Source organism: Streptomyces sp. NPDC026394 (assembly GCF_055567735.1).
In genome coordinates, this window is record NZ_JBVHPX010000019.1 from 76,912 (window position 1) to 90,069 (window position 13,158).

The 13,158-nt window shown below is 73.6% G+C and carries 12 protein-coding genes; 5 read left to right on the plus strand and 7 right to left on the minus strand.

Going from position 1 to position 13,158, the window contains the following annotated elements:
- Positions 1–251 precede the first annotated feature (251 nt).
- On the plus strand, positions 252–992 hold the full coding sequence (locus tag ACZ4QV_RS32270; RefSeq protein WP_361157274.1) for an SLATT domain-containing protein: 741 nt from the start codon (positions 252–254) through the stop codon (positions 990–992).
- Positions 993–1,087: 95 nt separating this feature from the next.
- Here the strand turns inward: ACZ4QV_RS32270 and ACZ4QV_RS32275 are convergent, their stop codons facing one another.
- From ACZ4QV_RS32275 to ACZ4QV_RS32290, 4 genes are all read right to left on the minus strand, one after another.
- The gene (locus tag ACZ4QV_RS32275) at positions 1,088–1,738 is read right to left on the minus strand and encodes a hypothetical protein (protein ID WP_361157276.1); all 651 of its coding nucleotides are present in this window, start codon (positions 1,736–1,738) and stop codon (positions 1,088–1,090) included.
- A gap of 51 nt (positions 1,739–1,789) precedes the next feature.
- Positions 1,790–2,467 (minus strand): GntR family transcriptional regulator, encoded by a 678-nt coding sequence (locus ACZ4QV_RS32280; RefSeq protein WP_361157279.1) that lies wholly within the window; start codon positions 2,465–2,467, stop codon positions 1,790–1,792.
- Positions 2,468–2,678: 211 nt separating this feature from the next.
- On the minus strand, positions 2,679–4,037 hold the full coding sequence (locus ACZ4QV_RS32285) for an aspartate aminotransferase family protein (RefSeq protein WP_361157281.1): 1,359 nt from the start codon (positions 4,035–4,037) through the stop codon (positions 2,679–2,681).
- Positions 4,038–4,275: 238 nt separating this feature from the next.
- A complete protein-coding gene (locus tag ACZ4QV_RS32290; RefSeq protein ID WP_467763770.1) occupies positions 4,276–4,818 on the minus strand; it encodes a hypothetical protein in 543 nt (180 codons plus the stop codon).
- Between the two features lie 186 nt (positions 4,819–5,004).
- On the opposite strand from ACZ4QV_RS32290, the gene ACZ4QV_RS32295 reads away from it, so the two are divergent.
- Positions 5,005–5,736 carry a response regulator transcription factor gene (locus tag ACZ4QV_RS32295; RefSeq protein ID WP_361157286.1) on the plus strand — a complete coding sequence of 244 codons (732 nt, stop codon included), beginning with the start codon at positions 5,005–5,007 and terminating at the stop codon, positions 5,734–5,736.
- Between the two features lie 2 nt (positions 5,737–5,738).
- On the plus strand, positions 5,739–7,187 hold the full coding sequence (locus ACZ4QV_RS32300; protein WP_467763771.1) for a sensor histidine kinase: 1,449 nt from the start codon (positions 5,739–5,741) through the stop codon (positions 7,185–7,187).
- On the opposite strand, the gene ACZ4QV_RS32305 is transcribed toward ACZ4QV_RS32300, so the two are convergent.
- Both ACZ4QV_RS32305 and ACZ4QV_RS32310 read right to left on the minus strand, forming a co-directional pair.
- Complete coding sequence (locus ACZ4QV_RS32305) at positions 7,184–7,987, minus strand: polyphosphate polymerase domain-containing protein (protein ID WP_361157290.1); 804 nt, start codon at positions 7,985–7,987, stop codon at positions 7,184–7,186. The genes ACZ4QV_RS32300 and ACZ4QV_RS32305 overlap by 4 nt on opposite strands.
- On the minus strand, positions 7,984–8,658 hold the full coding sequence (locus ACZ4QV_RS32310; protein ID WP_361157292.1) for a DUF4956 domain-containing protein: 675 nt from the start codon (positions 8,656–8,658) through the stop codon (positions 7,984–7,986). Before ACZ4QV_RS32310 ends, ACZ4QV_RS32305 begins: the two co-directional genes overlap by 4 nt.
- Before the next feature lie 160 nt (positions 8,659–8,818).
- On the opposite strand from ACZ4QV_RS32310, the gene ACZ4QV_RS32315 reads away from it, so the two are divergent.
- Complete coding sequence (locus ACZ4QV_RS32315) at positions 8,819–9,271, plus strand: MarR family winged helix-turn-helix transcriptional regulator (protein ID WP_361157299.1); 453 nt, start codon at positions 8,819–8,821, stop codon at positions 9,269–9,271.
- A gap of 243 nt (positions 9,272–9,514) precedes the next feature.
- Positions 9,515–11,440, plus strand: coding sequence for a serine/threonine-protein kinase (locus ACZ4QV_RS32320; RefSeq protein WP_361638424.1), 1,926 nt, complete (start codon positions 9,515–9,517; stop codon positions 11,438–11,440).
- 218 nt (positions 11,441–11,658) lie between these two features.
- Here ACZ4QV_RS32320 and ACZ4QV_RS32325 read toward each other — a convergent pair whose 3' ends face one another.
- The gene (locus ACZ4QV_RS32325) at positions 11,659–12,945 is read right to left on the minus strand and encodes an adenylosuccinate synthase (RefSeq protein ID WP_361157304.1); all 1,287 of its coding nucleotides are present in this window, start codon (positions 12,943–12,945) and stop codon (positions 11,659–11,661) included.
- Positions 12,946–13,158: the final 213 nt, after the last annotated feature.

The window sequence follows — 13,158 nt, forward strand, 5'->3', positions numbered from 1 at the left end:
GAGGGGGACGGGACCGACGAGAGAGGCGAACCAAAGAGGCGGAAGCCGTGGAAACCGTACGCCACCGGGCAGTGGCAACTCTTTCGAGTGAGAGCGGGCATGGTCCTATACCTGATTCCGCACCACTTCCGGGCGGAAATATAGCGATCTTGGGGGCGAGGCCCACCGTTCGGCGGTAGGAAGGAGGATGCGCACCGGCCGTCTCGTACGTACCGCGCGCATCGCACGTATCTGCATGAGGGAGTGCACGGGTGAGTCAGCCGGAGATGCAGCCCGAGGGACTCCCTCGGGAGGAGCGCGGGCCCGGGGGCGGCCGCGGCGATCTGGGGAGCCGCACCTTCCCGCTCGGGGACTGGGGCGAGCCGGCTGAGCGCCTCGACGAGCTGTACCACTGGGTCGAGGAGGGCGCCTTGCGGGCCGCTTCCTGGTATCTGCACGACCGGGTGGCCAAACGCCGCGGCGCGCGGGCCCTGCGCCTGGGGGCCGCGGCCGGAGTGGCGGCGGGCGGCCTGATGCCGCTGCTCGACCTGACCGGGGTGGCGCCCGGGGGCGCGAAGTGGGGGTACCTGGCGCTGCTGGTCGCCGCGGTGTGCGTGGCCGGCGACCGGTTCTTCGGGGTGACCGCGGGCTGGATGCGGGACGTGGCGACCGCGCAGGCCGTGCAACGACGGCTGGAGACCTTGCAGTTCGACTGGGCCTCGGAGAACGTCCGCGAGGTCCTCGGCCCGACGGAGGGCACCGCCGGCGAGGCGGCGGAGCGCTGCCTGGGCGTACTGCGCCGGTTCAACGAGGACATCGCGGAGCTGGTGCGGGCCGAGACCGCCGACTGGATGGCCCAGTTCCGTCCGGGCCCGCTGCCGCCGGCCGCGCGGGCGACGGCGCAGTGGGGTCAGCGCCCGGAGCCCGGCGGTCCGCAACCTGGCCGGATCACGCTCCCGCCGGGCACCCGACCGAACATGCCGCGGCAGCGGCCGCCCGAGTCGCCGCGCTGAGGCGTACGCCCGCTCGCACGGACCGGCGACCGCGCCCGCACCGGCCGCCGCCGTCGGCCGTCAGCCGTCAGCCGTCAGCCGTCAGCCGTCAGCCGTCAACTGAAGACGATCATCGATCCTTGGCCCAGGCTGCGCGTGGCCGCCGCGTGCAGCCCCAGCCAGACGTGCCGCTCCCGCGCGAACGGGCTGTCGTCCGGCGGCAGCCCCTCCACCCGTTCCTCCAGCGTGGTGGGCCGCGTCGGGGCCTGCGGCGCGGCCGGCGGATTGGCCGGATCGATACCGATGGCCGGCGCGACCAGTTCGAGGTCACGCAGCAAGCCGTGCGCGGAGCCCAGCGGCCCGCCGCCCTCCAGGAGTTCGTCGGTGGCCAGCGGGTGCGGGAAGTCGACCGGGACGTACGCCCCGGCGTGGTCGTAGTGCCAGACCAGGTGCGACTGCTGGGCCGTGGTCTCGAACATCTCCAGCAACTGCTCGTAGTCGCCGCCCAGTTCGTCCACCGGTGTCACTTCGAGGCCGCAGATCTTCAGCAGGTAGGCGCGCCGCAGGAAGTGCAGGGCGTCGTAGTCGAAGCCCGCCACCGGGGCGACGTCCCCGGAGAGGCCGGGCATGTAGCTGAAGACGGGGACCGGCGGGAGCCCCGCTTCCGTGAGGGCCTGGTCGTAGGCGGCGATCTCTTCGGAGAAAGGGTTGTCGGGGCTGTGGCACAGCACATCGACAAGGGGGACCAGCCACAGGTCACATGCCACGAGACGAGACTCGCTTCCAGTCGGGTGGGGGGCGGTCGGGACAGCGTAGTGCTACCCGGGTCCACCGACGAGGGCGAGGGAGTGCTCGTTGTACTCGCGTACCAGCCGTTGTGCCTCGGTCAGGTCGCGCCGGACGACGGCGCCGACCAGATCGCGGTGGCCGTGCCACAGCCGGCCGCGCAGATCCGGCTCACGCCGCAGCAGCGGCACGGCGAAGACCCAGCTCTGGACCCGCACCCGGTCCAGGAAGTCACTGATGTACGGGTTTCCCACCAGACTGCCCAGTTCGCGCCAGAAGCGCAGGTCGTACCCGATCAGTACGTCCATGTCACCGGCCCGCGCCGCCCGTTCGGCCTCCTCGGCACGGCGCCGGATGGACATCATCACCGCGGGCGAGGCGGTGCTCAGCGCCCGCTCGGCGCGGGTGCGGAAGATGCCCTCGACGATCAGGGTGCGGGCCTCGATCATGGCGCGGTAGTCGGCGGCGGTGAAGGCGTGCACGCGGAAACCGCGGTGCTGCTCGACGTCGAGGAGGCCCTGCGCGCACAGGTCGAGCAGCGCCTCGCGCACGGGCGTCGCGGAGACGCCGTACTGTTCGGCGATCTCCTTGACCGTGAACTGGTCTCCGCAGGGCAGCCGTCCGGCCAGCACCTCGTCGCGCAGCGCGTCGGCGATCTGCTGGCGCAGGGTGTTGCGCCGTATGACTCCGCTGCCTGGGCCGGCGGGCATCGTGTCCGTCTCCTTCGGCGGCCTCGTGGGCCCGGGGGCCCGTGCGACCGCATGGTCCGTAGACCGCGCAAGGAGAGCGGCCCTCGCCCTCACGATAGGCGAGGGGGACGGGCGGGGCGACGGTGGTGCGGGGAGCGGCCCGGGACGGCCGGGGCCCGGCGGCCCGGCCGTGCGCCCGGATCCGGGCCCGGGCCCGCGCCCGCCCCGGCCCTCAGCGCGTGTGCGCGTCCGCCACCGACAGGGCCGCGTCCAGGGCCGCCAGGCCCTCCTTCACCTCGGCCTCCGTGACGGTGCAGGGCGGCACGACATGCGTACGGTTCATGTTCACGAAGGGCCACAGACCGCCGCGCTTGCAGGCCGCCGCGAACTCGGCCATCGGGGCGTTGGCCGCGCCCGACGCGTTGTACGGCACCAGCGGCTCGCGCGTCTCCTGGTCCTTGACCAGCTCCAGCGCCCAGAAGACGCCCAGGCCGCGCACCTCGCCGACCGAGGGGTGGCGTTCCGCGAGGGCGCGCAGCCCGGGCCCGATGACCCGCTCGCCGATCTCCGCGGCGTTCTCCACGATGTTCTCCTCGGCCATCGCGTTGATCGTGGCGACGGCGGAGGCGCAGGCCAGCGGGTGCCCGGAGTAGGTCAGGCCGCCCGGGTAGGGGCGCTGGTCGAAGGTGGCGGCGATCTCGGCGGAGAGGGCGACGCCGCCCAGCGGTACGTAGCCGGAGTTCACGCCCTTGGCGAAGGTCAGCAGGTCCGGCGTGACGCCGAAGTGGTCGGCGGCGAACCAGTGGCCCGTACGGCCGAAGCCCGCCATGACCTCGTCCAGGACGAAGACGATGCCGTACCGGTCGCAGATCTCGCGGACGCCGGCCAGGTAGCCGGGCGGGGGGACCATGATCCCGGCGGTGCCCGGGACCGTCTCCAGGACGACCGCGGCGACCGACTCCGGCCCCTCGAAGGCGATCGTGTCCGCCAGGTGCGCGAGGGCGCGCTCGCACTCCTGGGCCTCGTTCTCCGCGTGGAACGGCGAGCGGTACAGGAACGGTCCCCAGAAGTGCACGACACCGGCCGAGGCGGTGTCGGACGGCCAGCGGCGCGGGTCGCCGGTCAGGTTGATCGCGGCGGCGGTGGCGCCGTGGTACGAGCGGTAGGCGGACAGCACCTTGGTCCGGCCGGTGTGCAGCCGGGCCATGCGGACCGCGTTCTCCACGGCCTCGGCGCCGCCGTTGGTGAAGAAGATCTTGTCGAGGTCGCCGGGGGTGCGCTCGGCGACCAGCCGGGCGGCCTCGGAGCGGACGTCCACGGCGAAGCCCGGCGCGAGGGTGCACAGCTTGCCGGCCTGCTCCTGGATCGCGGCGACGACCTTCGGGTGCTGGTGGCCGATGTTGGTGTTGACCAGTTGGGAGGAGAAGTCGAGGTAGCGGTTGCCGTCGTAGTCCCAGAAGTACGAGCCCTCGGCGCCGGCCACCGGCAGCGGGTCGATCAGGCCCTGCGCGGACCAGGAGTGGAAGACGTGCGCGCGGTCGGCGGCGTGCACCGCCGCGCCGGCTGCCGGGTCGGGTTGCGTCGTGGTCACGGGCACTACCTCGGATCGCTCGGGCCCGCCAAGGGGCACGGTACGGCGGACGCCTTCAGCCTAGGGACGGGTGCGGGGCGTCAGGTACCGACACTGTGTATGGCGCTCACCACGGGCGCGGACAGTCTGTCGGTGGGGCTGGAGGAAACTCCAGGGCCGGCGGCCTCGGCGGCTGCCGGGGCGGCTAGGGCGTTTCTGATGGATCTCCGCGGCGTCACGGAGATCCATCAGAAACGCCCTAGTCGTCATCGTCGTCGTCCGGGGCCGATGCGGCCTGCGGGCGGCCGTCCGCCGCGCAGCGGAGCGTGTAGGAGTGGTCGTCGCCGGAGTGGTCGTCGAGCGGCTCGAACTCGATCGCGGCGGTGGCGGCCGGCCCGCGCCGTACGTCGTCGGCGCGGTAACCGGTGGCCGGGCTCCAGACCGTCAGGTAGATCCGGCCGTCCGTACGGCACTCGGCGGTGGCGCTGCCCCCGGCCAGGCGAACCGTGCCGCCGCCCACGGGGCGGGCGGGGGAGGGGGAGGCGGAGGCGGCCCCGGTACCGGACGGCGCGCCCGACGGCGATCCGGTCCCGGCGGAGCCCGAAGACGCCCTCGGCCCGGGATCCTGGGACGCGGCGCGGGCCGCGGCGAGCTTGTCCCGTACACCCCCGTCGTCCAGCGGTACGGCCCGCGCGTTGCGGCCACCGGTGTCGGCGCTCGCCAGCGACCAGGCGCCGAGTCCGCCCGCCGCGGCCACCGCGCACATCCAGGCCGCCGTCGCCGCCACACTGCGCCACGCCATCGCGCCGTCCTTCCTGCCGTTCCGCCGTACGGCCCCGGCGCCCGTACGGCCCGTGCCACCGTCCCGGGCACCTTCCCGCACCCTTTCCTAACGTCCGGTTAAGGCGCGGACAAACCCCTGGCCCGGCGTGTGCCGTAACTCGCGGCGTCTCCCGCCGCGGCCGGGTGCCTGGTTACGGTGACGGGCATGTCCCATCTCCTCGTCGTCGAGGACGACCCCCAGTTGCGCGGCGCCCTGCTGCGCGCGCTGCGCGACCGCGGCCATGCCGTGGCCACCGCGGCGACCGGCATGTCCGGCCTGGACGCCGCCGTCACGGACCGCCCGGACCTCGTCGTCCTGGACCTCGGACTGCCGGACGTGGACGGCGCGCAGGTGCTCCGGATGCTGCGGGCCGTCAGCGACGTACCGGTGATCGTGGCGACCGCGCGCGACGAGGAGCCGGACATGGTCGCGGCCCTCGGGGACGGCGCCGACGACTACATCGTCAAGCCCTTCGGGGCTGCTCAGTTGGACGCCCGTATCAAGGCGGTGCTGCGCCGCCTCGGCACCGCGGAAGCGGAACCCGCGCTACGGGTCGGCGGCCTGCGCGTGGACGCGGCCGCGCGCGAGGTGTCCCTGGACGGCGAGCCGCTGGACCTGACGCCGCGCGAATTCGACCTGCTCGCCTACCTGGCGCGCCGCGCGGGGCAGGTGATCTCCCGGCGGGAGCTGCTGGCGGAGGTGTGGCAGCAGCCGCTGGGCGGCGCGGACAAGACGGTGGACGTCCACCTGTCCTGGCTGCGGCGCAAACTGGGCGAGACGGCACAGCGGCCGCGCTACCTGCACACGGTCCGCACGGTGGGCGTGAAGCTGGCGGCACCGGAAGCCCCGGACGGAACCGGCCCGGACGACGGCCCCACCCCGCCCCGCAAGCCGTAACCATGCGCCGCAGCCTGCTCCTCCTGACCGCCGCGACCACCGCGCTCGTCCTCGCCGCCCTCCTGGTCCCGCTCGCCCTGCTCACCCGCAGCCACGCCGCCGACCGGGCCACCGCCGACGCCACCTCGCGCGCCCACTCGCTGGCCACCGGGGTCGGCCAGGCGCTGGCCGGCGGGCGGGGCGCGGGTTCCGGCGGGGCGCCGGACGCGCGCCGGTCCGCCGCGGGCATCGTCGACTCCGCCAACGGGCCGGGGCTCCCCCGTACTTCGGTCGTGCTCGCCGACGGCGCCGTGCTCGGGCCCGCCACGCCCGTCACCGACGCGGTACGGCTGGCCCGTTACGGGCGGGCGTTCACGTACGAGCCGCCCGCCGGGGGCCGTACCGTCCTGGTGCCGGTGCAGGGGGTGGCGGGCGGCACCGCCGTCGTCCTCGTCGCGCTGTCGGAGAGCCAGTTGTACGCGGGCACGCTGGCCTCCTCGCTGGAGATCGCCGGGATCGGCGTGGCACTGGTCCTGCTGGGGCTGCTGGTCGCCGACCGGCTCGGTGCCCGCCTGGTCGGCTCGGCGCGCCGGCTGTCCCGGGTCGCCGACCGGCTGGCCGCGGGCGACCTGGCGGCCCGCGCCGAGCCGTCCGGGCCGCCCGAGCTGCGCGCGGTGGCGCGCGAGGTGAACCGTCTGGCGGACCGTATCGACGGTTTCCTGACCGCCGAACGGGAGAACGCGGCCGACCTCGCGCACCGGCTGCGCACCCCCGTCGCCGCGCTGCGCCTGGACGCGGAGGGGCTGCGCGACCCGGCGGAGGCGGAGCGGATCGCGGCGGACGTGGCGGCGCTGGAGCGCAGCGTCGACGACATCATCCGTACGGCGCGCGAACCGCTGCGCGCGGCGGCCGGACGCGGCGCGGCGGGCCCGAGTGCGGCGGAGGCGGGCACGGCGGGCCCGGGGGCGGCATCGGCGGCAGGCACCCGGCGCCCCCCACGCGCCGACCTGGCCTCCGTCGCCCACGAACGCGCCGACTTCTGGCGCCCGCTCGCCGAGGACCAGGGCCGCGAGCTGGGCTTCGCGGCGCCTGACGGACCGGCCGTCGTACGGGCCGACGCGGCCGGGCTGGCCGCGGCCGTGGACGCCCTGATCGGCAACGTCTTCGACCACACTCCGGACGGCGCGGGGCTGCGCGTCACGGTCGCCCGCGAGGGCTCCGGCGGGTGCCTGCTGACCGTCGAGGACGACGGCCCCGGCTTCCCCGCCGGGCACGTCCCGGAGCGCGGTCGCAGTGGCGGCGGCTCGACGGGGCTGGGCCTGGACATCGTGCGCCGGTCGGCGGAGGAGTCGGGCGGCTCGCTGGAGTGCGGCACGGCGTCCGGCGGCGGCGCCCGCGTCACGGCCCGCTTCGGCCCGGCGCCCGCGGACCGCCGCGCCCGAGGCACGGGGCCTCTCTCCCCCGGTGTCTAGGCCGCGGCCCGCGGAAACGCCTCCCCCACCGCCCGCCGCCATTGATTGGCCGTCAGCCCGGGGCGCAGCGCCGCCATCGCCCCGCAGTACTTGGTGAACTCGGCGGCGCGCAGTCCGTAGGTGTGCAGCAGCCGGTCCGCCTCCGTCAGGTGGCCGGTGACCGAGGTCTTCGTCTCGACCAGGACCAGCCCGCCGTCGGCCCGTACGCTGCGGCCGGTGCCCGCGTCCCGGCAGACCAGGTCCGCGTCGCAGGTGATGCGCTGCTCGTCGGCGACGAAGGTGGCGCGCCGGTAGTCGGTCACCAGCGACGGCACCAGTTCCCCGGGGGCGCCGATGCCGTACGTACCGTGCAGGACGGAGGCCAGGAAGCCGCGCGGGCCGCGCCCGAGCGTCGCTTCCCCGGGCAGCAGCGGCTGCCGCCGCTTGAGCGTCTCGCCGCGCCGCCCCTTGAGCTTGATCTCGAACTGCCGTTCCCCGGAGTCCTCGTACAGCCGTTCGCGGATCTTGTAGCGGTAGCGGCGGCCCTGCCGGTGGTCGTGGAAGGTCTGGAGCCCGGGGGTGTCGTAGTAGACGGAGTGGTAGCCGAACCAGCGGCGGCCGTTGATGCACAGTGACCGGAACGGGCCGCCGGGGCGCCGCGGGTCGGTCAGCCGGGCCGCGAAGTCCGCGAAGATCTCGACCGGTACGAGGTAGCTGCGGTCGATGCGGGCCATCAGCTCAGCGCGGGCCTGGAGCTCGGAGAGGGTTATCGGGCGCGCCGCCATGGCGGCGCGGGCGATCGCCCGTACGGCGGGAATCACACGGTCTCCTCGGAAAGGGGACGGGGCTGCGGGTGCGCGGGGGAGCGGGTGATCGTGCGGGGCCGGTTGCGGTCGGTGCGCTGTGAGGTCGTACGAGCGGGCCTGCCGAAAGGTTCCGGCAGACGGAAGCGGACGTCCACCACCATCAGATCCCGGACACAGTCGATTTCCTTGACCGTCCAGGCGCGGGGCTCGCCGCCGAGCCGGCGCGCCAGGTCCTCGCAGAGCGCCCGCTGGTCGGTGTGGACGGCGTCGAGGGTGACGACGGTCCGGCAGGTGCGGGCCATCAGCCGCGGGTGGTCGGCGCCGTACATGACCAGGAGCAGCAGGGCGGTGAGCGTCGCCGCGACGGCGAAGTCCAGGTGCGGCAGGCCGCACAGCAGGCCCAGGACCAGGGTGGTGAAGTAGTACGCGACTTCCTCGTGCTGGATCGAGTCGGACCGCAGCCGGATGATCGACAGCACTCCGAACAGGCCGAACCCGAGGGCCGTGCCGCCCTCGCCGACCTGGGCCAGCGCCGAGACGACCGCGAACAGCGCGACGTTCAGCGCGAGGTAGGCGGGCACCAGGTCGCGGCGCCGGTGGCGCGGGAAGTAGATGGCGAACGTCAGTACGCTCACCGCGGTGAGGTCGAGCACGAGGTGGGCGGCGAGCTGCCCCGGCGTCTCCATGGCGCGTCTCCTGTCGGTCGCTGATCGGTACGCGTCAGACGCTAGGAACGGACGGGTTAACTCCACCCCACTCCACGGGTTAACGCGCACGGCTCACCCGGACGGCCGACACCCCGCCCGCTCCGTTGACAGCTTCCTGTCACCCGGACAGGGTGCTGTCATGCAGGCAGCCCCGCTCGCCCCCGAACTCCTCAGCCGCACCACCCTCGGCGTCTCCCGGCTCAACGGCCGGCTGCTCGCCGTGTCGGAGCGGCTGGCGCGCCCGGCCGGGCTGACCGCCGCCCGCCGGCAGGTGCTCGGCGCCGTGGCGGACGGGCCGCTGTCCGTGGCCGGAATCGCGCGGACGATGGGCATCACCCGGCAGAGCGTGCAGCGGATCGCGGACCTGGTGGTGGCGGAGGGGCTGGCCGAGTACCGGCCCAACCCGGCCCACCGCCGGGCCAAGTTGCTCGCGCTCACCGATGACGGGCTGTCCGCTGTGCACCGCATCGCCGCGGACCACACCGCGTTCGCCGCCGGCCTGGCCGAACAGCTCGGCGGCACACCGGACTTCCGCGCGGCCGTGGAGGCGGTGGAGACGCTGTCGCGCGCGCTAGATAACCTCGGCTACTGAGTGCACCGAAGTGTGGGCTCACGCCCGCGTCCTGACGACCGTTCCGACGACCGCGCCCGGCCGGCCCGGCCCGGCCACACCGCACACCGGCCGCACACGACCCGGCCCGATCACGGCCCGTACGGACACCGGGGAACCGAAACCGGACCGGTGGCGTCGTCCGATACGTTCGCGCCTGCGGCACCGTCCCCGCAGGGCACGTCCGGGAGCACAGGGCGAACAAGCTGAAAGGGCAAGCGGAACGTGAATGAGCGCGCAGAGCGCGGCCGCCTCGGGCAGCTCGGCCCCCAGGACCCGCCGCGGATCGGGGCGTACCGGCTGTTGGGGCGGCTGGGCGAGGGCGGGATGGGCCGCGTCTACCTCGCCCGTTCCGACCGCGGCCGCACGGTCGCCGTCAAGCTGGTCAAGACCGAACTGTCCGGCCAGGACGACTTCCGGGCCCGCTTCCGGCAGGAGGTGCAGGCCGCGCGGCGCGTCGGCGGCGAGTGGACCGCGCCCGTGCTGGACGCCGACACCGAGGCCGCGACACCGTGGGTCGCCACCGGCTACATCGCGGGCCCTTCGCTCCGGCAGGTGATCACCGAGGGCCGTACGCCGCTGCCCGAGCGCTCCGTACGCATCCTCGCCGGCGGGCTGGCGGGCGCGCTGCGCAGCATCCACGCCGCCGGCATCGTCCACCGCGACCTCAAGCCGTCCAACATCCTGCTCACCATCGACGGCCCCAAGGTCATCGACTTCGGCATCGCGCGGGCGCTGGAGGCGGTGACCGTCGGCGGCGGCCTCACCCGTACCAACCAGGCGGTCGGCTCGCCCGGCTTCATGTCGCCCGAGCAGGTGCGCGGCCGGCCCGTCACACCCGCCAGCGACGTCTTCTGCCTCGGCTCGGTGCTGATGTTCGCGGCCACCGGACGGCTGCCCTTCGGTACGTCCGACAGCGGGGTGCACGCGCTGATGTACCGCATCGCCCAGGAGGACCCGGACCTGACCGGGCTGCCGTACGGGCTGCACAGCCTGGTCGCGGCCTGCCTCGCCAAGGACCCGGCGCAGCGCCCGACGCCGGAGCAGCTCATCGCGTACACCGGTTCCGAGGACGACGGCCAGGAGCCCTGGCTGCCGGGCGCGCTCATCGCCGAGCTGGGGCGGCACGCCGTCGAGCTGCTCGACGCGGAGAATCCGAACGGCGCGGGGGACGAGTCCGGGGACGCGCCCTGGGACACCCCCGGAGACCCGTCCTGGGACAAGTCCGGCAACCGGTCCTGGGACGGTTCCGGTGGCCACCGGCCCTGGGAGAGCGCCGACGGCTCCTGGGGCCACTCCGGCGCGGCCCGGGACCGGGAGCAGGCCCCCACGCCCGCGCCGGGGCCCGTTTCGGCGCCCCTGCCGCCCCAGGCTCCCGGCTCCGCGACCCCGCCGCCGTACGCCGCGGCCGGCGCTCCGACGTCCCCGCCGGACGCCACCGTGTCCCCGTCCTCCGGGGGCAGCACGCACGGGCGGCGCCGCAAGAGCCCCACCGGCCGCACCGGACTCGGCAGCATTTCGAGCCACAGCAGTCGTAGTGGGAACAGCGGTCATGGCCACAGCGGTCACGGCAGCCGATCCGGCAACACCGGCCGCGGCCGCACCACCGGTTCCACCGGAGCCGCCGGCTCCACCGGCCGTCCCCGTACCCGCACCCTCGGCCTGGCCGCCGCCGTCGGCCTCGGCCTCGCCACCGCCGGTATCGGCATCGCCTACGTCTGGTTCAGCCCCGACGGGGACGAGGGGAGCACCGCGAAGGCCGACGGCGGCACCGTGACCGCGGCGGACGGCAAGGTCGGCAAGGCGGCGGGCAAGGAGCCCGGCGTCATTGCGCAGGAATTCCTGGGCACCTGGGAGACCAAGCGCGGCAAGGGCGGCAGCGACACCTACCGCTTCACCCTCACCCAGGGCGCGGTCGGCGACACCGTCCTGGCCATGGAAGCGCGCGGCGCCAAATTCCGCTGCGAGTTCAAGGCCATCCTCATGAACGGCGGGCCGCCGCTGCGCCTCGGACCGACCACCGTCGTGGCGGGCCCGGCGACCAGTTGCAGCCCGGGTGCCCCCAGCACCCTGCGCCTGCAACCCGACGGCAAGCTCCGCCGGGTCTTCGACGACGGCAAGCCGACGTTCACGTACACGAAGAAGAGCTGATGCCGGGGCGCTCAGCAGCCGGGCACTGATCGAGGAGAACCACCGGCTCAGGCAGCAGCGGGCCGCCATGACGGGCAGCGCCCAGGGACAGCGGTAGGGGCCCGTACGCCCCCGCCGAACGCCGCCACCTGCGAAAAACCATAAAGCCGTGGCCCCGCTCCGGAGGGGAGCGGGGCCACGGCTCCCGCACGGCTCCCGCCGCGCGGACACAGCGTCCGTCAGTCCAGGAACGAGTTGATCTGGATCGTCTCGTCCCGGCCCGGGCCGACGCCGATCGCGGAGATCGGCGCGCCCGACATGTCCTCCAGCGCCTTGACGTACGCCTGCGCGTTCTTCGGCAGCTCGGCGAAGGTCTTGGCCTTGGTGATGTCCTCGGACCAGCCCGGCAGGGTCTCGTAGATCGGCTTCGCGTGGTGGAAGTCGGTCTGCGAGTAGGGCAGCTCCTCGACGCGCTTGCCGTCGATCTCGTACGCGACGCAGACCGGGATCTGCTCCCAGCCGGTGAGCACGTCCAGCTTGGTGAGGAAGAAGTCGGTGAGGCCGTTGACGCGGGTCGCGTACCGGGCGATGACCGCGTCGAACCAGCCGCAGCGCCGGTCGCGGCCGGTGGTCACACCGCGCTCGCCGCCGATGGTGCGCAGCGCCTCGCCGTCCGCGTCGAACAGCTCGGTCGGGAACGGGCCCGCGCCGACCCGGGTCGTGTAGGCCTTGAGGATGCCGATGACCCGGCTGATCTTCGTGGGGCCGACCCCCGCGCCGGTGCAGGCGCCGCCCGCGGTCGGGTTGGAGGAGGTCACGAACGGGTAGGTCCCGTGGTCCACGTCGAGCAGCGTGCCCTGGCCGCCCTCGAAGAGGACGACCTTGCCGTCGTCGATCGCGTTGTTCAGCAGGAGGGTGGTGTCGGCCACGTAACCCTTGATCTGGTCCGCGTAGCTGAGCATCTCCTCGACGACCTGCTCGGCGACCACCGCGCGGTGGTTGTAGAGCTTGGCCAGCACCTGGTTCTTGAAGTCGAGGGCCGCCTCGACCTTCTGGTGCAGGATCGACTCGTCGAAGAGGTCCTGGACGCGGATACCGGTGCGGTTGATCTTGTCGGCGTAGGTCGGGCCGATGCCGCGGCCCGTCGTACCGATCTTCCGCTTGCCGAGGAAACGTTCCGTGACCTTGTCGACCGTGATGTTGTACGGCGTGATCAGGTGCGCGTTACCGCTGATCAGCAGCTTGGACGTGTCGACACCGCGCTCGTTGAGTCCGCTCAGCTCGGAGAGCAGGACCGCAGGGTCGACGACGACACCGTTGCCGATGACCGGGGTGCACCCCGGCGAGAGGATTCCGGAAGGGAGAAGGTGCAGCGCGTATTTCTGGTCGCCTACGACAACCGTGTGACCGGCGTTGTTGCCGCCCTGGTAACGCACCACATAGTCGACGGACCCACCGAGCAGATCGGTGGCCTTTCCCTTGCCCTCATCACCCCACTGAGCACCGAGCAGCACAAGTGCGGGCACAGGCGTACACCCCTTCCGGGCGGGGCATGTCCAACGTGCGTGAGGCCGTATGCGTGCAGGTGTACGCGTACGACATCGCTGAAGCCGTCGAACCGGTGCCCCGGAATAGACGAAGCCCCTGGCGCAATAGCGCAAGGGGCTCTTGCACCGAGATGCTACCTGAGGAAGGACCGAGGTGTCGGCGCAGCCTTCTGGGCACTCTCTCCCGGACGG